At 70.5% G+C, this 21296-nt stretch carries 19 protein-coding genes; 15 read left to right on the top strand and 4 right to left on the bottom strand.

The features are described 5' to 3' along the window. Positions 1-152 precede the first annotated feature (152 nt). The 4 genes from VGX25_RS02110 to VGX25_RS02095 all read left to right on the top strand — a co-directional run bounded on the left by VGX25_RS02110 (position 153) and on the right by VGX25_RS02095 (position 5270). The gene (locus VGX25_RS02110) at positions 153-2327 is read left to right on the top strand and encodes a phospholipase A2 (protein WP_326915804.1); all 2175 of its coding nucleotides are present in this window, start codon (positions 153-155) and stop codon (positions 2325-2327) included. A 148-nt stretch (positions 2328-2475) separates the two neighbouring features. After that, positions 2476-4062, top strand: a complete 1587-nt coding sequence (locus tag VGX25_RS02105; RefSeq protein WP_326915802.1) for an LCP family protein — start codon at positions 2476-2478, stop codon at positions 4060-4062. Between the two features lie 166 nt (positions 4063-4228). Continuing rightward, positions 4229-4717, top strand: a complete 489-nt coding sequence (locus VGX25_RS02100) for a helix-turn-helix transcriptional regulator (protein ID WP_326915801.1) — start codon at positions 4229-4231, stop codon at positions 4715-4717. A 154-nt stretch (positions 4718-4871) separates the two neighbouring features. Next, positions 4872-5270: a hypothetical protein gene (locus tag VGX25_RS02095; RefSeq protein WP_326915806.1), complete on the top strand. Its 399-nt coding sequence runs from the start codon at positions 4872-4874 to the stop codon at positions 5268-5270. On the opposite strand, the gene VGX25_RS02090 is transcribed toward VGX25_RS02095, so the two are convergent. Next, positions 5263-5484 carry a DUF3618 domain-containing protein gene (locus VGX25_RS02090; protein ID WP_326915799.1) on the bottom strand — a complete coding sequence of 74 codons (222 nt, stop codon included), beginning with the start codon at positions 5482-5484 and terminating at the stop codon, positions 5263-5265. The genes VGX25_RS02095 and VGX25_RS02090 overlap by 8 nt on opposite strands. 90 nt (positions 5485-5574) lie before the next feature. Between VGX25_RS02090 and VGX25_RS02085 the strand changes: the two genes are divergently transcribed. Genes VGX25_RS02085 through VGX25_RS02075 form a run of 3 tightly spaced genes read left to right on the top strand, consistent with a single transcriptional unit; the run spans position 5575 to position 8281 of the window. After that, positions 5575-6171, top strand: a complete 597-nt coding sequence (locus tag VGX25_RS02085) for a TetR/AcrR family transcriptional regulator (RefSeq protein WP_326915797.1) — start codon at positions 5575-5577, stop codon at positions 6169-6171. 38 nt (positions 6172-6209) lie between these two features. Then, positions 6210-7667 carry an NAD(P)/FAD-dependent oxidoreductase gene (locus VGX25_RS02080; RefSeq protein ID WP_326915796.1) on the top strand — a complete coding sequence of 486 codons (1458 nt, stop codon included), beginning with the start codon at positions 6210-6212 and terminating at the stop codon, positions 7665-7667. Then, positions 7664-8281, top strand: a complete 618-nt coding sequence (locus VGX25_RS02075) for a TetR/AcrR family transcriptional regulator (protein ID WP_326915795.1) — start codon at positions 7664-7666, stop codon at positions 8279-8281. The genes VGX25_RS02080 and VGX25_RS02075 overlap by 4 nt, the downstream gene beginning before the upstream one ends. Here the strand turns inward: VGX25_RS02075 and VGX25_RS02070 are convergent. The 3 genes from VGX25_RS02070 to VGX25_RS02060 form a co-directional block, all read right to left on the bottom strand. After that, positions 8278-9801: an Nramp family divalent metal transporter gene (locus tag VGX25_RS02070; protein ID WP_326915793.1), complete on the bottom strand. Its 1524-nt coding sequence runs from the start codon at positions 9799-9801 to the stop codon at positions 8278-8280. The two genes, VGX25_RS02075 and VGX25_RS02070, sit on opposite strands and share 4 nt — an antisense overlap. An 87-nt stretch (positions 9802-9888) precedes the next feature. Continuing rightward, positions 9889-10290 carry a DUF3224 domain-containing protein gene (locus VGX25_RS02065; protein WP_326915792.1) on the bottom strand — a complete coding sequence of 134 codons (402 nt, stop codon included), beginning with the start codon at positions 10288-10290 and terminating at the stop codon, positions 9889-9891. Between the two features lie 55 nt (positions 10291-10345). After that, positions 10346-11209 (bottom strand): exodeoxyribonuclease III, encoded by an 864-nt coding sequence (locus VGX25_RS02060; protein WP_326915791.1) that lies wholly within the window; start codon positions 11207-11209, stop codon positions 10346-10348. A gap of 233 nt (positions 11210-11442) precedes the next feature. Here VGX25_RS02060 and VGX25_RS02055 point away from each other — a divergent pair, with 233 nt between their 5' ends. The 8 genes from VGX25_RS02055 (at position 11443) to VGX25_RS02020 (ending at position 20825) form a co-directional block, all read left to right on the top strand. Beyond that, positions 11443-12084: a hypothetical protein gene (locus VGX25_RS02055; RefSeq protein WP_326915790.1), complete on the top strand. Its 642-nt coding sequence runs from the start codon at positions 11443-11445 to the stop codon at positions 12082-12084. A 3-nt stretch (positions 12085-12087) separates the two neighbouring features. Further along, positions 12088-12549 (top strand): hypothetical protein, encoded by a 462-nt coding sequence (locus tag VGX25_RS02050; protein WP_326915788.1) that lies wholly within the window; start codon positions 12088-12090, stop codon positions 12547-12549. Continuing rightward, positions 12549-13295: a hypothetical protein gene (locus VGX25_RS02045; protein ID WP_326915787.1), complete on the top strand. Its 747-nt coding sequence runs from the start codon at positions 12549-12551 to the stop codon at positions 13293-13295. Before VGX25_RS02050 ends, VGX25_RS02045 begins: the two co-directional genes overlap by 1 nt. A 33-nt stretch (positions 13296-13328) precedes the next feature. Further along, positions 13329-13925, top strand: coding sequence for a hypothetical protein (locus tag VGX25_RS02040; protein WP_326915786.1), 597 nt, complete (start codon positions 13329-13331; stop codon positions 13923-13925). Positions 13926-13955: 30 nt separating this feature from the next. Beyond that, a complete protein-coding gene (locus VGX25_RS02035; protein WP_326915785.1) occupies positions 13956-17060 on the top strand; it encodes a S8 family serine peptidase in 3105 nt (1034 codons plus the stop codon). An 11-nt stretch (positions 17061-17071) separates the two neighbouring features. Continuing rightward, on the top strand, positions 17072-18589 hold the full coding sequence (locus VGX25_RS02030) for a M15 family metallopeptidase (RefSeq protein WP_326915784.1): 1518 nt from the start codon (positions 17072-17074) through the stop codon (positions 18587-18589). Positions 18590-18595: 6 nt separating this feature from the next. Beyond that, entirely contained in the window at positions 18596-20350 is a 1755-nt protein-coding gene (locus tag VGX25_RS02025) for a hypothetical protein (protein ID WP_326915783.1), read from the top strand. Positions 20351-20513: 163 nt separating this feature from the next. Then, the gene (locus tag VGX25_RS02020; protein WP_326915781.1) at positions 20514-20825 is read left to right on the top strand and encodes a hypothetical protein; all 312 of its coding nucleotides are present in this window, start codon (positions 20514-20516) and stop codon (positions 20823-20825) included. Positions 20826-21296: the final 471 nt, after the last annotated feature.

Below are 21296 nucleotides of genomic sequence, written 5' to 3'. Positions count from 1 at the left end.
GTGTGCGCACACCACACCGCGTGCGCGCCCACGCTGGGGGTGACCCGATCGAGGACCGGTCATCCAGCGGTACCCCACGTTAATTCACCCACTTGGTCCAATGCGGGCCGGTAGCCTCTGGCCCATGGGTCTCCACGTTCGTCCCGCTTAGCATGCGGGTCCGCCCGCGCGTGACCATCCAGCTGCCCAGCCTCGGCTGGCTCACGGTGGTCGTGCTGATCGCCGCCGCGTTCGCCGTGACCGCGTCGCGGCCGGGCGCTCCTGCCGTGCACCCGCCGACCGGCGACGCGGCCAAGGCCGAGCGGGCGATCACCGTGCTGCTGGACCCCGGGTCCGGCCGCGACCCGCTCGCCGACATCCCGGCCGACTTCACCGCGGTCATCGGCCACGTCCCGGAGCGGATGCCGGCCCCGGACGGCACCACAAGGGCCGTGCACGCCGCGGGTGGCTGCTCCTCGCCATGGGGGGACGACAACACGCGCTGGGACTACGGCGTCGGGTGCAAGGCGCACGACCTGGGCTACGACCTGCTCCGCTACGCCGACGCCAAGGGCCAGCCGCTCGATCCCGCCCTGCGCAAGCGGCTCGACGACCGGCTCTCCGCCGACATGCACGCCATGTGCGAGATCAACCCGCGCGGGTCCGCCGGCCTGTGCCAGGTGGTGGCCTCGCTCTACTCGGTGGGCCTGGTCGTCAACTCCTGGCACCAGCGCTGGGGCCCGCCGCGCAGCGAGCCGATCGGCCCGTGGACGATCGGGCTCCTGGTGATCGTGCTGCTGATCGCCGCGCGGACCCCGGGCCTGACCCGCAGGAGCCGCCGGCACACCCACCCGCCCGAGCCCCGGCTCTCGGCCACCGAGCGGGCCCAGTCCAGCTACCTCGGCTTCCTGCGCATCGTCAGCCTCGCCGGCATCGTGCTCGCCGAGTCGATCCTGGCCCTCGGCTACTGGGGCTCGGCCCGCGCCGACTGGGCCTGGCCGCTGACCTGGCTGCTGCAGCTGGTGCCGCTGTTCTTCCTGGCCGGCGGGCACGCCAACTTGCTCGCCTTGCGGGCCACCGTGGACTCGGGCGGCGGGTTCGGCAGCTACCTGGCCGACCAGATCGGCTGGCTGCTGCGCCCGGTGCTGGCCTTCGTCACCGCCTGGCTGGTCGTGCCGCTGTCGCTGGAGCTGCTCGAGGCGCCGGACGGCGCCATCGCCGCGTTCGGCCGGATCGTGCTCCAGCCGTTGTGGCTACTCGGCCTGTACCTGCTCGTCGTCGCGGCCACCCCGGCGATGTGCTGGCTGCACCGCAGGCACCCGCTTGGCACCCCGCTCGCGCTGCTGGTCGCGGTGCTGGCGATCGGCCTTGCCGGCCACGGCACGGTGGCCGCGCACGCCGGCGGGATCCTGGTCGCCCTGCTGTTCCAGCAGCTGGCGTTCCACTACGCCGACGGCGCGCTGTGGCGGATCTCCCGGCCGGTGCTGGTGATCACCGCGCTGGCCGGGTTCGGCGGGCTGGTCGCGCTCACCACCGCCACCGACCACCCCCGCCTGCTCATCGCCGAGCCGACCGCGTACGCCTCGTTCATCCCGTCGCTCGGCGGCGTCCTGCTCGTCGGCCTGATCCAGGTCTGCCTTGTCGCGCTGCCAAGGGCGGACGGCGCCCGGGCGATCGCCGGCAGCCCGCCGGCGCGCGCCATCGCCGCCCTTCGGGACGCGCCGATGACCGCCTACCTGGTGTTCCTGTGCTCGATGCTGCTGGTGGCCGGAGTGATCGGCGCGGCGCGCACCGCCGGCCTGCCCACGACCGGCGTGGACTGGCTCACCCAGCCGCGCACCGTCCTGGCGCTCGCCCTGATCGGCGTGCCGACGATGCTGGCCTTCGTCCTGTTCGAGCGGAAATCCGGCCCACCGGAGGCCGCTGGCGCCGAGGCCGACCCCGAACCGGCGGGCCGGCCGGTGCCGCACCTGGACGCGATCGCGGCCGCCATCGGCGTGGCCTACGGCGCGCTCGGCCTGCTTGGGTTCGCGGTCACCGGCATCACCGGCGCCAGCACCGCGCCGAGCGTGTTCGGGCTGCCGCTGGACCCGATCGCCAACCTCATCCACCTGCTGCTCGGCTGGTACCTGGTGCACTGCGTGCGGATCCAGACCACCGCCCGGCCGTGGCCATGGCTGCTCACCGCGATCGCCTGCATCCCGCCGATGATCACCACGATGAGCGGCCCTGGCCTGGCCGTGCACGGCGTGACCCTGGCGGTCGCGCTGGCCGTCGCGGCCTGGCAGAGCCAGCCGGCCGTGCTGGTCAGGGCCCGGTCACGGCCCGTGCCGGAGGCCACCCGGTAGCGCGCCGGCCCGGCGCCATTCCGGGTGGAGATCCGCGTGCCGGACGGAGCGCGGAGTGCGATATATGTCACGCTGGGCCATACCCGCGAGCAGCTCGCACGTCTACCGCTCAGGGGGTATTCCACGCACGCGACGGGAGGAGCACGGCGTGAACTACCGGCCGCCGAGGTCAGGGGGCTACCCCCACTCCGATCAGGCGACCGAGCCGCACGCGTCGCGCGTCTCCGACGCCCGCTGGCAGCCGCGGCGTGATCCGATCCGCACCCGCTCCCGCCGGACCGGGCCGCGGTTCGTCGGCGCCAAGGTCGTGCTGACGGTGGCGTCCCTGCTGGTGCTCACCGCCACCGGTTACTACTGGTCCAAGCTCAACGAGTGGGCCGACGGCATGACGAGGCAGGACGTCATCAGCGGCCCGCCGACCGAGCGCCCGGCCGACGGCGCCATCGACATCCTGCTGGTGGGCATGGACAGCCGCACCGACGCGCAGGGCAACCCGCTGTCCAAGGAGCTGCTCGCCGAGCTCACCGCGGGCCGGGCGGACGGCACGCTCAACACCGACACCCTGATCATGATCCGGATCCCGAACGACGGCGGGAAGGCCATCGGGGTGTCCACGCCGCGCGACTCCTACGTCGACATCCCCGGCTACGGCAAGCACAAGATCAACTCTGCCTACGCCAGGGCGAAGAACGAGGCCATGGAGCGCCTGCGCCGGGACGGCGAGCGCGACCAGGCCAAGATCGAGGTGCAGTCCAACCAGGAGGGCGCCAAGAGCCTGATCGCCACGCTCGAGGAGCTGACCGGGGCGACGATCGATCACTACGCCGAGGTGAACCTGCTCGGCTTCTACGACATCACCAACGCCATCGGCGGCATCGCCGTCTGCCTGAACAACCCGGTCGACGACGACCTGTCCGGCGCGCACCTGCCGGCCGGCCCGCAGACCCTGTCCGGCGCCCCCGCCCTGGCCTTCGTCCGGCAGCGGCACGGCCTGCCCAACGGCGACCTCGACCGGATCATCCGCCAGCAGGTCTTCATGGCCGGCATGGCGAAGAAGGTGTTCTCCTCCGACGCGCTCACACCCGGCTCGGACACCCTGGAGAAGCTGCGGCAGGCGGTGCAGAAGTCCGTCGTGCTCGACCAGAACTGGAACGTCATCGAGTTCGCCCAGCAGATGATGAACTTCACCGGCGGCAACCTCGAGTTCAGGACCATTCCGGTGGGCAGCCTTGCCCTGCAGACACCCAACGACGGCGACGCCGTCGAGGTGAACCCGAGCGAGGTGCGCGACTTCGTGCAGGGTCTGCTGCACGGCGGCACGCCGTCCAGCTCCGCTCCGGCGCCCGGTGGCGAGGCCTCCGAGAAGGCCATCACGGTGGACGTGCGCAACGCCTCCGGCCGCAACGGGCTGGCCAACCAGGTGTCGCGGTCGTTGACCGCCCGTGGTTTCCGGGCCGGTGAGACCGGCAACGCCAGCGCCCGCGCCAAGTCCGTGGTCCGGTTCGCCGCCGGCGAGGAGCACAACGGCGAGCTGGTGGCCAGCGCGCTCGGCGACATCCCGGCCGAGCCCGACAAGAACCTGCCGAAGGGCCGGGTCACCGTCCTGATCGGCAAGGACTTCGACCCCGGCGCCGGCCAGCAGCTAACGGGCCGGGGACCGCTGACGATGGATTCGGTGACCAGGCCGGCCCGGCAGCAGCCGTCCACGCCCAGCGCGGATGGCTGCGTGAATTAAGGGATCGGCTAGCACCCGTTGCGGCGTCCAGCCGGACGGGATACGCCCATTTGGGCGAACTGTGGCAAAGAGTTCTGCCAACCCGCGTAATCGAACGCGCTCTCGTTGCTTCCACCTGGTGTTGGCGGTCGGTCAACCGACCGCCGCGGTCCGGAAAGGGGCGACGGTGCAGCTCGACGTGGCGACCTACCAGCGGGTTCTCGGCGACGAGATCCGCCGGCTGCGCAAGCAGCGGGGTTGGACGCGCAAGGACCTCAACGAGCGGCTGCAGAGCGACATCTCCCTGCAAACTCTGGCCACCTATGAGCTCGGCACCCGGCAGGTCTCGGTCGTGCGGTTCGTCGAGATCTGCCGCGCGCTCGGCGAGCTGCCGCACGAGCTGCTCGCGCGCGTGCACGAGCGGGTGTTCACCGATGTCCCGGTCGGCCGGATCCGCATCGACCTGCGCAAGGTCGTCCGGGACCGGGCGCCCGAGCTGCTCCCGCTGCGCCGCTGGGCCAGCGGCAAGCTGGCCGAGGAGAGCGGCACCCAGACCCCCGAGGTGCACCTGGACATCGCCGCGCTGGAGCGGATGGCCGAGCTGTGCGGCATGCAGACCGTCGAGCTGATCGCCCGGCTGCGCGAGATCGGTGGCCAGCCCGCCCAGTCGGCCTAGCCGGCGTGACACCGGCCACGACTTGATCGATTCGATCATCCGGGGGATGCCTACGACGGCGAGACCGGGTGCAATTGGGTTAAGTGCGTCATGCAAGGTGGTGTGGCGGGGTCCACGGTAGTGATGCGTGGGACACGAGAGTGGGGCGGACGCGATGGCCGAGCCGATCGAAGCGAACTACGTGCCCGAGGGTGACGACTGGACGATCACGGTCTCCGGCCGCGGCAAGAAGCTGACCGCCAAGGCGCCGGGCATCATCGCCGCCAGGGACCGGACCGACCAGCTCGTCGAGCAGCTCGCCCCGGACGACGAGTACCGGACCGTGGTGCACCTGCTCAACGGCGACGCGGTTCAGTTCACCACGGCCTACCTGACCGCCCGGATGACCAAGTCCGAGCCGACGCCCGCCGCCTCGCCGGACGACGCGTCCGCGCCCGACGGCGAGGCGTCCGACGCCGAGCCCGCCAAGGCGGACAGGAAGCCGGCCAGGAAGACGCCGAGCCCGCGCGCCCGGGAGGCCGACTCCGCCGAGCCCACCGCCTCGCCTAGCTGAACAGCTTGCGCAGGAGCAGCAGCACGATCAGGGCGGCCAGCCCGATCAGCGGGTACTTGACCTTCGGATCGTTCAGCTTGGACACCGCGCTCGCCTTGGCCCCCTCCACCAACCGCTTCGGGTTGGCCTGGGTGCTGAGCTGATCAAGGGTCGACGCCAGCGCGTCACGCGCCTGCTCGATCTCACGCTGAATCGTGTCGGGATCGCGGGCCACAGTTCCTCCTCGCCGTACCTTGGCGCACCACGGTAGATCACCGCCGCGCATCGGACACCACAGGGTTCGCCCATCAGTAGCATTCGGTACATGGCCCCTCACACTCGCGAACGGCTCATGGACGTCGCGCTCCAGCTGTTCGCCGAGCGGGGGGTCGCCGGCACCCCGATCACGGCGATCGAGGCCGGCGCCGGCCTTTCGGCGGGCAGCGGGAGCTTCTACCGGCACTTCAAGGACAAGGCGGAGTTGCTCGCGGCGGTCATCGACCGGGAGATGATCCGGGTGCGCAAGGACCCGGCGGCCCAGATGTCCCTCGCGCCGCCGGACGCTCCCCCGGTCGACGCCCTTGCCACCCAGCTGCTGGCCGATCTCGACTTCCTCCGCGAGCTACTGCCGATGATCGCGATCCTGCTGTGGGAGCGCGGCAAGGCGCCGGACCTGGCCCGCCGGGTGCAGGACACCATGGTCGAGCGCGGCGTCGAGCTGGGCATCGCCGATCTGCTACTCAAGGCGCCCAGCCCCGCCGTGAAGGAGGACGCCGCCGCGGCCGCCACCGTCATGATGTCCGCGATGGTCGGCTACTTCCTCACCGTCGAGTACTTCGGCGAGCCGCCGGCCGGCGTCGAGCCGAAGCGGTTCACGGCCGTGCTCGCCCGGCTCCTGATCGACGGGAAGAACCCGTGGTAGGTTGTTGACCGATCGCCAATAGATCCGGGAGGGCGCGTATGCCGCGTTCCGAGCGGCCGTCCGTGCTGATCGTCGGAGCGGGCTTCGGCGGCATCGGCATGGCCGTGGAGCTCAAGCGCGCCGGCTTCCACGACATCGTCGTGCTCGAGCGCGCCGCCGACCTCGGCGGAGTGTGGCGGGAGAACACCTATCCCGGCGCCGGATGCGACATCCCGTCGCCGTACTACTCGTTCTCCTTCGAGCCCAACCCCGAATGGCCGATGCGGTTCTCGCTGCGTGCGGACATCCACGCCTACCTCAAGCGCACCGCGGACAAGTACGGCGTCACGCCGCACATCCGGTTCGACACCGAGGTGACCGCCGTGGCCTTCGACGCCGATCGCGGGCTGTGGCGGGTGGAGACGAGCACCGGCGCCACCTTCCAGGCCACCGTGCTGGTGCCCGCGGTCGGCCAGCTGTCCCGCCCGGCGTGGCCCGACATCCCGGGCCGGGAGACGTTCGGCGGGCACAGCTTCCACTCCGCGCTGTGGGACCACGACCACGACCTGACCGGCCGGCGCGTCGCGGTGATCGGCACCGGGGCCAGCGCCATCCAGTTCGTGCCGAAGATCCAGCCGCGGGTCGAGCACCTGACGGTGTTCCAGCGGTCGGCGCCGTACGTCGTGCCCAAGACCGACACGGTGTACCGGCGCTGGCAGCACGCCCTGTACCGCCGGGTGCCGCGGGCGCAGCTGGTGGAGCGGGCGTTCTTCTGGGGGCTCTGCGAGTTCGGCACGATGGGCCTCAAGGGCAACAACGCCATCACCAAGCTCGTCGACCTGCTCGCGCTCGCCTTGCGCACCAAGCAGATCAAGGACCCGGCGCTGCGGGCCAAGCTCACCCCGGACTACCCGGCCGGCTGCAAGCGCGTGCTGTTCGCCAGCGACTACTACCCCGCGCTGGCCCAACCCAACGTGCACGTGGAGACCGGCCGGATCACCGAGATCACCCCGACTGGAGTGTCCACAGAAGACGGTGTGGTGCACGAGGTCGACACGATCATCTATGGAACCGGCTTCCGCACCACGGAGTTCCTCGGCCCGATGAAGGTGCACGGGCTGGCCGGCCGCGAGCTGAGCGAGGCCTGGAGCTCCGGCGCGCGGGCGTACTACGGCATGGCGGTGCCCGGGTTCCCGAACATGTTCATGATGTACGGCCCGAACACCAACCTCGGCTGCGGCTCGATCATCTACATGCTCGAGCGGCAGGCCCGCTACATCCGACAGGCCGTCGAGCAGCTCGCCGCCGGTGCGTCCTATCTGGACGTCCGGCCCGAGGTGGCCGACCGGTTCGACGAGGAGGTGCAGCGGCGGCTCGAACGTAGCGTGTGGACACTGTGCAGCAGCTGGTACCGCGACGGCAACGGCCGCGTCTCCACCAACTGGCCGGGCCTGGTGTCGGAGTACCATCGGCGAACCAGGACCCTGGACCTGTCCGATTATCTGGTGACGCAGTGAGCAGCCCGGCGCCCCGCTGGCGAAGACTCGAGCCGGACCGCCGCCGCGAGCAGATCCTCAGCTGTGCCATCAAGCTGTTCGGTGAGCGACCGTACTCCGCGGTGTCCACCACCGAGCTGGCCCGCGAGGCCGGCGTGGCCCGCGGTCTGATCAACCATTACTTCGGCACCAAGCGCGACCTCTACCTCGAGGTCGTCCGGCAGATGGTGACCTTTCCCGAGCACGCCGTCCAACGCCTTCCCAAGGGCTCGCTGGCCGAGCGGGTCGAGGGCGCGGTGTCGTGGTTCCTGGACATGGTGTCCGTGCATCCCAAGACCTGGCTGGCGGTGATCGGCGCGGAAGGCGTCGGCGACGACCCGGAGGTCGAGCGGATCCTGGCCGAGGCCGACGACATCGCGGCCCAACGGGTCCTCGAGGCCGTCGACCTGGCCAACGTCGGCGCGCACCGGGACGAGCTACGCGCCATGATCCGCGCCTACGGCGGGCTGGTGAAGGCCGCCGCCCGGGAGTGGCTGGTCCGCGAGACCATGCCCCGCGAGCACGTGCAGCGGCTGCTCACCGACACCCTGCTGTCGATCCTGCGCGACACCTTCCCGACCGTCCGCCGAACCTAGAACCTGACCAGCGCGGTCCCGGTGAACTGCTCGTAGACGAAGTTGACGAAGAAGAACCCGAAGAACAGCACGTTGAGCACCAGGATCACGTAGTGCCACACGCGTGGTCGCGCCGCGCGGGGCAGCCGGGAGTTCAGGTACATCAACATGAACGGGAACATCAGCGCGCCGAGGTTCGACATGTTCGCCGAGATCTGCACCAGCCGCACCGGCTGCGCAAGGTGGATCATGATGGCGATGACCGCGAGCACGAGCAGCATGTACGGGTAGTAGAACCGCCGCGGATCGCCTTCCAGGATCCGCCGCATCCGCGGGCTGGTCGCATGCACCGAGTCGGTGAAGTTGCGGACCAGCGCCTCGAAGATGCCCAGCTGTGTGGAGAACAGGATGAGCACCCCGACCGCCAGCATCAGGTAGAACATGCCCGAGCCGTACTGGTCGCCCAGCTTCTCGGCGGCGAACGTGGGCACGTTGCCCGTCGTCGGCTTCTCGCCGCTGGTGGCCACCACGTGCGCCATGAGAATCGTGGGCAGCAGCATGCCGATCATGGCGCCGATGAAGAACACCACCCACTGGTCGATCACCAGCAGCCGGTACCACCGCTGCCACCGGGACGTGTTCTCCGGAGTGTCGCGGAAGGTCACCCCGACCGGCAGCAGTTCCTGCCGCTCACCGCGCATCCCGGAGATGAAGCCCACCCGGTGCCCCATGCCGTAGCCCTTGTCCCGGTAGTGGGCCATGGCGTACCAGTTCAGGCCGGAGGCGAGCGCGGTGAAGCCGGCGAGCGCGCCGAGCGTGGTCGCGGTGATTCCCGCCGGTGGCGCCGATGGCGTGATGAGCCCGCGGATTCCGTCCCACCACACCGACATCGGCACGATCGCCAGGTCGACGACGATCAGGACCGAGAGCAGCACGCCGACCATGACCCAGTTGGAGAGCTCGAGCGCGCGCGAGACCTTGCGGGCCAGCACCGTGATGAGGAAGACCACGAGCAGCAGGCCGATCGCGAGCAGCCGGGTGTACTCGAGCTCGTCCGGCCGGTGCACCCGCCCGACGATCAGCGCGAACAACCCCTGGCCGGCGCTGGCCGCCCAACCGCCGAAGATGAACGCGAAGTAGAACACGATGAGCGAGAACGGAATCCAGAACTTCCACCCGGGTGGCACCCGGCCCCAGCCGACGACCGGAACCTCACCGGTCGCCACCACGTAGCGGGAGACCTCCACGTTGTAGAACGTCTGCAGCACGGCGGACACGGTGATGACCCAGCCGATGCCGACGAAGCCGAAGGAGCCGACCGCCTGCGGGCCGAGCAGCCACTCCCCGCTGCCGATCGAGATGCCCAGCGCGATCAGGCTGGGGCCGATCACGAACTGGACGATCTGCAGGAATCCGAGCCTTGGCACCTTGAACACCTGCTCGGGCTCGGGCAGATCGTCCAGCCCGAGCGGCGGGCGGCTCCTGCCTAAGGGAAAGACCTCGGACGTGACAGCGGGATCAGCTTCGGTGCTACCGGCCATGACGACCTCCGCGGATGATGTCTACATTCGACATATCCCCATGAGTTGGCTTACACCACTGATCCGTTGCGGGTCAATAGCGATCCGTCAAACGTGCTGGTAGTCGAGGCTGTATTCGTGCGAGCCGTCCTCGTGCCGCACGATGGTGATCGCCCCGGTGAGCCCGGACAGCTCGCCCGTCGCCGACCCCGGAACGACGGCCACCGTCATCCCGTGCGCCTGCCCCGCGGCGTGGGTGAGGACGAAGCCGCCCCGCCGCCCGTGCAGGCTGCCGGTGACCCGCTCGACGGCGACGTACGCGGCGCCCTCGCCCCCGACGTGCACCGCAAGCAGCTCCACCTCGCTGGTTGCGGTCAGGTCTCCGTGGAAGGTCTTGGCGAGCCGGGCCCGGCCAAGCGTGACGCCGTCCCGCTCGTCGTAGGCCTCCTCGTCCCACGACGTGATGTCGAAGGTTCCCGTGGCCCGCTTCGTGCTCTCCGATGTGCGCATGCCGCGGATCATGCCCGCTCGGCCCCGGCCGGCGATTGGACGAATCGGCCTGCGGTCACTTCGACTGCGGCAGCTTGACCGCCCGCTTCCGGACCGCCGGCGCGGACGGCGGCGGCACGACGGGCCCGATGTCGCCGTCCGGCGCCTCATCGAGATCGACGATCACCGGAGCGTGATCGCTCGGCCCGGTTCCCTTGCGCGCGTGCCGGTCCACCCAGGCCGCCCGCACCCGGTCGGCCACCTTCTCGGTCGCCAGCACCAGATCGATCCGCATCCCCAGATCCTGGTGGAACATGCCGGCCCGGTAGTCCCAGTAGGTGAACACCCGCTCCCCCGGCCACCGGTCCCGCACCACGTCCCGCAGCCCCAGCGCCTGCAGCTCGGCCAGCGCCGCCCGCTCCGGCGCCGTCACATGGGTCTGCCCCACATACGCCTCGGGATCGAACACGTCCGCGTCCGTCGGCGCGATGTTCATGTCCCCGCACACGATCGCCGCGTCCGGCCCGGCTCCCACCACCTCCCGCAGCGCCTCGAGCCACGCCAGCTTGTAGTGATAGTGCTCAGACTCCGGCACCCGCCCGTTCGGCACGTACACCGACGTCACCCTTACCCCGCCGCACGTCGCCGCCACCGCACGCGCCTCGGGCTCCGGAAACCCCGGTGCCCCCGCCAACCCCACCTCGACGTCGTCCAACCCCACCCGCGACAGGATGGCCACCCCGTTCCACCGCCCCTCGCCGTGAACGGCCGCCTCATACCCCCGCCGCGCCAACTCCTCCCCGAGCAACTCCCCGAACGCCGCATCCGGCAACTTCGTTTCCTGCAGACACACCACATCCGGCCGCCGCTGGTCCAACCACGGAAACAACCGCGGCACCCGCTGCTTCACCGAGTTCACATTCCACGTCGCAACCCGCACTCCCCCACGTTAGCCGGGCCCACCGACGCCCCGCCCATTGCGGCAACATGATTCGCCGATCATCAGGTTTGCCGCGGCGAACTACTTCGGTAGGAGCTTTCCGCCATCCTCCCCCGGTTCCTCGGCCGCCGGTGGTGACGTCCGGCTGACGCCGGCGACGACGTACCGGTGATGGACGACCGTGAGGATCACCGTGTCATTGCGGTGTCGCGCTTCATGGCAGGTGGTCATCGGTGAATGCCAACGGCCGGGTCGAAACGCCCGAGTTGCTCGATGGCGTGGTCGTGCCGTTCGAGTGGGTGGGCAGCTTCGCTGAAGGGCTTTCGGATGCCGACCTCCCGGACAGCCCGGAGGACGTGGGGCGCTGGCTGGGCAGTGTGCTCGGCGGCGCGGCACAGGGTGCGGCCACGGGTCTCGCGGCCGGCCCGTGGGGTGCCCTTGTCGGCGGTCTGGTCGGGGCGGGCCTCGGCGCCGTCCAGGCCGCCTCGGGCCCCGGTGCTCCCGCACCGCCGCGTCGACCGGCACGACCGTCGCTCCCGCCCCGGGTTCCCCCACCCGCAACCCGGAGAAGGCCGCCCACGACGCCCCAACCGGCCGGCGGAACGCCCGAGATCAGCGCCTTGATCGCACAGCTGGCCGCGCTGGTACCGGCCCTGACCCAGCTCGCGGGTGGCCGCCCGGCGAACCCGCCGGCACCAGCGTCGGTGGGCGACACGGCGGAGGCCGGTGACGACGCCGAGAACCTGACCGCCGCGGTGGCCACCGAGACGCTCTGGGAGGAGTACGCCGGATATCTCGGTGCCGCGGAACCGTCGATGCCCGGCGACAGCGCGGGCGAGGACGCCGAGGACGACGAAGATTTCGAGGGGTGCTAGCCGATGGACGCAGCGGTCGCCACCCTGCTCGCCCAGCGGTTGGGCCTCACGGGCGCCGATGAGTCGGCGGCGGACGGGCAGCCGAACGACCCCATGATGGCCGCCCTGCTTCGCCAACTGGTCAGCACGGCCGAATCCACGCCCGACGACACGGACCGGCTGGAACGCCGGCTCGCCTCCGCACGCCGGCGTCTCGGCCGGCTGCGCACGAACCTGACCACCGCGCTGGCCATGGTCCAGCACATCGCGGCCGTCTTCGGCGCCTGCCCGCGCTGCTGGGGTTTGAACCAGCTGTGCTCGCACTGTCAGGGCGCCGGCGGACCCGGCTGGCAGCTGCCGGACACCAATGCGTTGCTGCAGTGGGTGGAGCCCGCACTCGCCCGGGTCGGTATGCAAGCGCGGGTGGTGACGGCCCCACAGTCCGTTGTGGACGAACAAGTGGTGCAACCGGAAGGAGAAGTGTAATGCCCGTGGCTGAGTCGTACGACGAGACACTCGATGAGTCCTATGACGAGTCGCTGGACGAGTCCTATGACGAGGACGACGAGTCCTTCGACGAAGGCGACGACGAGTCGGAGTTCCTGCCGGGCCTGCTCGGCCTGCCCGACCCGATGTTCAACCTGTTCCGAGGATCCACGCCGGCGCGGGCGCCGCTGCCGAGAACGTCGACTCCGGTCGGCGGCGGCGTGTCGACCGCGATGCTCAACACCCCGCAGGGGCGGGCCACCATTCAGCTGTCCCAGAGTGTGGTGAGCAAGCAGCAGTTCGACGCGGCGGTACAGAGCCTGCGTACCGGGATCAACCGGAACACCGACCGTCTCAACACCGTGCAGAAGGACGTCACCGGCCTGTCCACCCGGCTGACCAGCACCACCGCGCTGGTCGAGCGGCAACGCCGGGACCTGCGCAAGGTTCGCACCGAGGTGACCAGAGCACGCCGGCAGAACCGCGCCGCCATCGCCAAGCTCCGGCGCAATGTCCAGGACCAGGCGATGACGAGCATGATGATGTCCCTCATGGCGCAGCAGTCGCTCGGCGACCAGTTGGCCCGACACACCCATCCCGCCAACGACAAGCCGTCCGACAACATCACCACCGACGGCAAGTCCATGATGATCCCGCTGTTGCTGATGACGACGATGAACCAGGACGGCGGCGGCGCGAACAACATGATGCTGCCGATCGTGATGCTGATGGCCTTCAGCAACTGAGCCAGGGTCACCGACCAAGGAGAGGAGGCAGGCATGAACGCACTGCTGCCCTGGCTCATCCTGTCGTTCCAGGACCGGGAGGTGCAGCGGCTCAGCCGCAACGCGATTCTGGTCTCCGCGATGCCCGCGAGCGCGGACGTTCGCGCCGCGATGGGTGCCTTCATGGCCACCCAGCAGGCCAAACAGTCCATTGTAGAGCAACAACGAGCGGTCGAGCTGGCGCTCGGCGAGGATGTCCCCGGCATTGTGATCGCCGCCGCGGACGTCGTCACGGCGGCACGCAAGGAAGGTGCGCAGGTCACCGAGGACCGCGTGCTGGCCGTCCCCAAGCTGGCGCCGTTCGCCACCGCGGATGTGGTGTCCGCATTGAACGCCGCCGCAGATGCCGGGCTGTGTCCCGACCAGGTGGACGTCAAGGCCCTCGACCAGGTGGTGGTCCTGGCGACGATCATTATGAACACCAAGCAGTTCCCCGCCACTGAAGATTGGCACAAGGTCCTGCCCGACCTGGCCGCGCTGCTCGGTGCGGAACGGGTCGCCGAGATCACTCACGACGCGGGAACCGCGCTCGCTCCAACGCGAACGCGAACCCCCGCTCGGGCCAAGGCCGAGGGGGGCGGCTCGGAGTAGGGCCGCACAGCGAATCGAGGGTGGCACGTCATGGCGGATATCCCCCAGTTCGACCCTGGGCTCAAGGCGCTGCTACTGCGTCATACCGGCAGTCCGCTGGGGGAAGCCGCGCCCGGCGTGGAGGTCGCGGTCGTGGCGCGGTTGCGGGACCAGCGGGCCCGGGTGCCCCACCTGAGGGTGGTGGCCAGGTTCGGGGACGTGGTGACGGCCCGGGTGCCGTTGGATCGGGTTGTCGAGGTGCGGCGGCATCCGGCCGTGCTGAGCATGAAGGCGAGCCGCCGCTACGGACCGGCCCTCGCTCGTTCGGTGCCGGCCGCCGGCGCCGCGCCGTCCGCCCTCCGGCAAGTGGCCGAACTGTCCGATGTAGACGGGCGGGGAGTGATACTCGGGGTGGTCGATTGGGGAGTTGACGTCAACCACGCCAACTTCCGGGATCGCACCGGCCGGACCCGGCTGTTGCGGTTGTGGGACCAGCGTGGCGGACCGGCCCCGACCAGTCCGGCGCCGTTCGGTTACGGCCGGGAGATCACCCGGGAGCAGATCGATGCCGCGCTCGCCACGACCGACCCTTATGCCGCGCTGGGATATGACCCGCAGGACCTGGATCCGCACGGCCAGGGCACGCACGGCACCCACGTGCTGGACATCGCGGCGGGAACCGGCCGGGCGCCCGGCGCGGCGGCCGGGGTGGCCCCGGGCGCCGACCTGATCTTCGTCCACCTCATGGCCGATGACACCCGGCCGGAGGACACCCTTGGCGACTCCGTCCGCATCCTCGAGGCCTTCAGATACATCTTCGATGTCGCGGCGCGGATGGACAGGTGCTGCGTGTGCAGCGGCTCGTTCGGGCGGACCGGCGGACCGCACGACCAGACGCCGCTGGTCACCAGGGGGATCGACGCGCTGGTCACCGAGACGCCCGGCCGGGCGGTCGTGCTCAGTGCCGGCAACTACTACGACGCCAACCTGCACACCGCGGGCCGTGTCCACACCGGACAGTCCATTGAACTACCGTGGCTGTTGCCCGAGCGCCGGCGCGGGATCGCCGAGATCGAGGTGTGGTACCCGGGCGTGGACACCATGTCCGCCGAGCTGGCCGGTCCGGACGGCACCCTGGTCGCCCGGCTCGGCCTCGGTCAGGACCGGGTGATCCGGGACGGTGACCGGGTGCTGGCCGCGCTGTTCCACCGCCGCAGGGATCCGAACAACGGCGACAACATGATCAACATCCTGTTGCGGCCGGGGGCGGCGGGGGGACAGTGGACGGTGCGGATGCGGGCCGAGTCCATCCGGGACGGTGCCTGGCATGCCTGGATCGAGCGCACCTCGGCCGCCGAGCAGTCGCGGTTCCCCACCGAGATTGCCAGGAACACCACCACGATCGGCACGATCGCGGCGGGTGAGCGCGGCATCGCGGCGGCCGCTTTCGACATCGAGCAGGGCATCCCGGCGCCGTTCAGCAGCGCCGGCCCCACCAGGGACGGGCGGGTCAAGCCGGACATCGCCGCTCCCGGCAGCCGGATCCGAGCCGCGAAGTCGAGCGTCACCAGGCCGGACGGCAGCCGCGGCGTCGACGAGCTGACCGTCAAGAGCGGTACGAGCATGGCCGCCCCGCACGTTGCCGGCTCCGTCGCGTTGATGTTCCAGGCCGCCGCGCCGCACCGGCTCAGCGCCGAGGACACCGTGCGCATTCTGCGCAGCACCGCGCTGCGGGATCCGGCCACCGGCGAGCACGACCTGGTCCGCTTCGGCGCCGGCCGGGTGAACGCCGCGGCGGCCTGCCGGGCCGCCCGGGCCGCGGCCGGGAGGACCACGGTGGCCGCGCGGTCGCCCGCCGAAGCCCTGCCCGAGTCGACCCACGTCTGCCCTCGCCCGGCGATCGTTGCGGCGACGGCCTTTCCCGCACCCGAGCGGGACGGCCCGGCCGCGGCCAGATCCGCGCTCCGGGCAACGGGTCTCGGCGATCGCGAGCTGGCCCGCTTCGAGGCCGCAGGCGGCCTCGCCCCGCTCGCCGTCCTGGCCGCACGATTCGGCGCCGAGGCGTTCACCCAGCTACTGCGGCGGCTGCGCTACCCGGCTGGATGGCTCGCGCAACCACCGCACACCTACGGATCGCAACTGCACCAGCGGATCGGCGTCACCGATGCCGCGGAGTTGCTCGTGGCGCGCGTCCTGCTGGCCGTTCCGGGGCATTTCCGAGAGCTGGCACGGACTCGGCGCACCGACGTGGACGCCTACGCGGTGGAGAACCTGGGCTGGTGGGCGGCGGGTTCGCTGCGCGATGAGGTGGAGCGGGCGACCGGGCGCCGGTGGTGGTTGCCCGACCCGCCGGGGTTCGCCCGGCGGCCCGCGGAGGTCACCGGGCTCGGCCCCGAGGTTCGGGCCGCGCTCGCGGCGTTCGGTGCGGGGCCCGGAGATCCGGTCGGCTACGAGCAGGGGCTTGCGGCGTGGCGGGCGGGACTGGCCGGCCGCCAGTGGGCGCTGGAGACCGGGCTTCGGTCCAGTCCACTCGGCGCCGGGCAGGCCATCTACCCGGAGCTGCTGCACGTGCCGCACCCGGTCGACGTCCGCGCCACACGAACCGAGATCACCCGACTCTGGCGACGGTTCGCCGAGTCGGTCGCGGCGGAGCACCCGGACCCGGCCGGTCAGCTCGACCGGCTCACCCGCTGCCACAACGACCTGCTGCCGCGCGACCGGATGGTGCACGTGCCCCTGGCCGGGTTGCGGTTGCTGACCAGGTTCCCGTGCGAGGCCGCCGGCGCGGAGCGCTCGGTCGTGAGCACCCTGCCCGTGCTCGGCGCCGTGGATCCGGTGGTGCGGGATCTCTTCGGTGCCTTCGTCGCTCTCGGCTGGCCTGACCTGATCTTCCACACCGCGGGCGCCCTGTGCTTGCGCGGCAAGAAAACCACGGGTGGCGTCGACCGCAGGCTTCGGGCCGCGCGCCAACCGTCCAACCACGGCTTCGGCCTGGCGATCGACCTGAACGTCTTCGAGAACGGTCTCGGCCACGCCGGGTCGATGGACGCCCGCACGATCGCATTGTTCGAGGCGTACGGCTTCCGCTGGGGTGGGTGCTTCCGGACCAACCCCGATCCCATGCACTTCGAGTACTGCCCGGATGGGCATTGCTGAAAGGGGACGTGATGACCACGGGTCTGCCGCCGGCCGAGCCCCTGCTTGCTTCCGAGGACTTCCCCGAGTACCAACCACATGTGCCGCACTGGCCGGGCGCAAGCCAGGAGCAGCAGGATTTCGCGGTGCGGGTGATCCGCGAGCAGTCCAGCAGGGCCGCCCGCAAACGGCCGTACGTCGCCGATGTGCCCTCCGGTGAGCTCGCAACCGTGGAACGCGGGCAATCCCTGCGGGCGGCGGCCGCGGCGGACGCGGTGGCGATGCTCGCGGCCGCCAGGGCGGACCTGCTCGCGAGCTCGCCCCGCCAGGTCGAGGAGATCACCGTCGTCTCCGGATACCGCAGCGCGTCTGCGCAGCTTCGCATCTGGGAGGCCAACTTTCCCAAGTACTACCGGGACACTGAAGCGAGCCGCTCCCACCTGCCCGACGGACCGCACGGCGAGGGCGCGGTCCGGCTGCTCGCCACCCGGATCAGCCGGTGGCTGGCCGCGCCCGGCTACAGCCTGCACAACACCGGGGTGGCGATGGATCTCGGCGCCATCGAGAACGGCGTTCGCCTCGGCGCGAACAGTCGTCAGGTGGACGCCTGGCGCCAATCCACGACGTTCGCATGGCTGCGGGACAACGCCGCGCGGTTCAACTTCCACCAGAACACCACCATCAACGAGCCGTGGCATTGGGAGCACCGGCCACCGGTCCACCGCGTGCAGACCGAGGCCGAGAACGATCCCGTCCAGCCGGGCCGGCTGGAAGTAGCCGACGTCCCGGTGCTGCGCGCCCACCGCGGCTCGGGGCCGGACCTGCTGATCAAGTGGAACGCGATCCCAGCCGGCCGGTCCACAGTGGATGTCGTGGTGCACTTCCACGGATACGCCCGCCACGACGCGCAGCTGAACATCGTCAACCGCAAGGAGCCCAACAGCGGGCTGGACTTCGTCGATCCGGAGCACCCCGACGTGCCCGGCCGCACGGAACCGACGGTCGCGCTGTTGCCTCGCGGTCACTACTTCGGCGGTCGGACCGGCACGGCATTCTCGTTCCCGCAACTGGGCACGCCGAACGGGCTGATGGATCTCATCTTCTTTGCGCTGGACAGCGCCGCCCAGTCGCTGTCGCGGCCGAGCCTGACCATGAACCGGCTCATCCTCACCGCGCATTCGGGGGGTGGCGCCGGTCTGCTCGGAGCGTTGCGGCACGTGTTCGCCCACGAGGTGCACATCTTCGATGCCCTGTACCAGGATCCGGCAACACTGCGGGCCTGGTCGCTGCGCCGGCTGCAGCGTGAGCGCTCCGATCCCGCCCAGCACGGTGCACTGCGCGTGTTCTACCTACCGGGATCGCCGACCGAGGGCCACAGCCTGACCGTCCGGCACGTCGTGCGCCGCGCGCTGGCCGAGATCGGCGCGGACACCACGGTGTCGTCGCGCTATCGCGTCGAGCGCACCCGACTGGCCCATGAGGCGATCCCGCGGGCATACGGCTGGCGATTGCTTGCCGACCCCGGCGCCGACGTTTCGCGGACGAGGTGACCAGCCATGGTCCGACCATCCATTGTGGCCGCCGACCCCGCCGGGGTATGGGACTGGCTGACCGGAGCGGAGCAGGCGCGGGACGCGGCCGGACCGTGGGCCACGGCGGACTCGGTCGCGAACGTTCGCTGGGTGGCGTCCAGTTCCCACCGGGGCTGGTCCTGGCTCGTCGTCGGTCCCGGCGCGACACCACGTGGAATCGCTGCCCGGATCGCCGCCAGCGCCGGTGTGCCGGCTGATCAACTGGCCGGGGGAATCGTTGCCGCAGTGGGTGTTCGCGACTCCCGGCTGGACCAGTGGCGAGTCGGCCGGCTGCTGGACGTGCCGGTACGACTCGAGGGCGACCGGTTCCGGTTCGACGGGCGCTTCAGCCGGTGGCTCAGGCCGACCGGCACGGCAGCGTCGGTTGTGGACGAGCGACCCGCACTGCTGGAGATCCCCGAGGACGACGGTGCACTCACCAGGCAGGCCAACGATTTCCTGCGTCGTGTGTCCGATCCCGACGTTCGGGTCAGCACCCTTCGCGTGGCGATCCTGATCAACCCGTTCGCCGAGGTGTTCACGTTCTTCGCGGTGCTACGCCAGCTTCCGGACGTCGAGCGGGCGGCGTTCGCCCTGCGGTTCACTACCGCACTCGTCGCCGAGGCGCGGACCATCCTCGCCGGGCTCACCGCCGGTGCGGCCATCCTGCGCCGGCTCGTTCAGGTGCACACGGCACACGCCGCCGATCCCGCTCATGCCGCCGCGGCCGGCGAGCTGGCGGCGGTGCTGGCCGCGACACCGGCCGAGGAGGTGCCGGAGACGGCCGAGCAGCTGGCGGTCCGTGGCCGGCAACCGACGCAGGCGGGGACCGACCCGATCAGCGGGTTGCACCGGATGGTCCTCGGCAGGGACGTGCGGGCCGGCGGGCTCGGCTCGATCACCATCGGAGGCAGGACCTTCCGCGGACCCGCCGACACCGGACGGCTGAGCCCGCAAACCCTGCTGGCCACGGGCGCCGCGCTGGTGAACCCGACCGGGGATGCTCGGATCGCCGCGCGGCTGCGCATCGTCGCCGCCGTCGCGCGCAACGAGGGCGCCCTCGACGCCATCCGCATGCGCGACGCCGGAATCCTGTCCACCGGGATGTTCCAGTGGTCGGCCCACGCCGACTCCGAGCTGCCGGAGCTGCTGGGCCGCTTCGCCAGGCTGGCGCCCGACGAGTACCTGCTGTTCTTCGAGCTGTACGGGCTGGGCGTGCGCGCCCTGCGCCAAGGCCACGTCGCGCAACGCGTCGCCCGGGACGGCACCCGGGTCGATCTGGTCAGCGAGCGGGACCGGATCGACTTCTACGGCGGGCGCACCAGCGGCACCGAGACCGTCTTCGCATCGCACTGGGCGGCGCGATTCCGGCTAGCATCGTTGGCAAGCCTGCGGTACCGGCTCGCGCAGGTCAGGCTCGCCCTCGATCGCATCGATCGACTCCGCCGGGACGTCGGAACCATCACGCTCGACACCGTGCCCGTCCCGGTCGACCGGCTCATCACCTCCGAGCTCGGAGTCGCGCTGCTGCTCGACGCACACGTCAACCTGCCCGGCGCGGTCCGGCCGACCCTACTCGCCGCCGCCCGCGCATCGGCGCACCTGACCGGCGAAAATCGCGAACGCGACCTCACCGCCCGCTTCCAGCAAACCCGACGAACCCACAACACCCCCGCCCGCAACCGCCAAATCACCACCGCCGGCCTATCCGACGCACCAGGCTCATTCACCGCATGGTAAAAAGGCCATCCGGCGGCACACCATCCGAAGTAGACATTCCAGGATCGAGAAGTGCTCGGGCTCGGGCTCGGGGGCTGGGGCGGGGCGGCGGGCGACGCGGCCGGGATTCGAATTGATCCAGCCCCAGCGTTGGGCGGCGACCGGGGGTGCCGCTGATGACGGAGTGGATCTGGCGGACGGTGGAGGCAGCGAGGGGTTTGCAGGTGTGGGGCTTGCACCCTGCGGCGAGGCAGTCGTGGTCCTGGTCGGTGGCGTGCTTTGCGATGAAGGGCTTGCCATCGCAGCGGTCGCGGCAGCGACGCAACTCCGTGTAGAAGCGCTCGAGGGTGTGGGCGTCGATCTTGCGGGCTGGGACGTCGCCGAGGACCGGGCCGATGTAGCGCTCGATGTAGAGGACGTACCCGGCGCGGGTGCTGTCTTGGATCTCGCTGGTCCGCAGCCATTCGGTGGGGGCGTGGCCGAAGGGGACGGATGACTCGGCCCTCTGCTGCTTGAGGACCTGGGCGCGGAACTGGGGTGAGCTTGTTCTCGGCAGTCTCCCAGGCGGCCTTGTCGGTGCCCTTGATCGACGCTGCGAGGGAGCAGTCATTGCCAGTGACCGGATCGGTGCCGGCGAACAGCCGGACCTGATAGGGGGTTGCCCGCTGCCGGATGTTGCCCCTGCCACGCGCAGAGCCTGTGGCAGCGGTTGTGCACTCTGTGTACTCATGGACGAAAGCCACCGACGGAGATCAAGCCAAGTGATCTTGAGCGGGGGCGTTCCGCCTGATCAGAACGGTGGGGCCGGGGGGAGTCGAACCCCCACTGGCTGGAACCTAAATCGCCTTCGTGATTCGTCACCAGGGCAGACGCGCTTGGTGGTGGCGCGGGATGGCACTCCGGTTGCTTTGTTGGCCCACAGTTCATAGATAGCTTCATGGACAAGCGAGGCGAGGTTGATCCAGGA

Source organism: Actinophytocola sp., assembly GCF_035942955.1.
In the GTDB taxonomy this organism is placed as follows: Bacteria; Actinomycetota; Actinomycetes; order Mycobacteriales; family Pseudonocardiaceae; genus DASYTH01.
The sequence above is the reverse complement of the archived record's forward strand: the minus strand, read 5'-3'. Positions and strand labels throughout refer to the sequence as shown.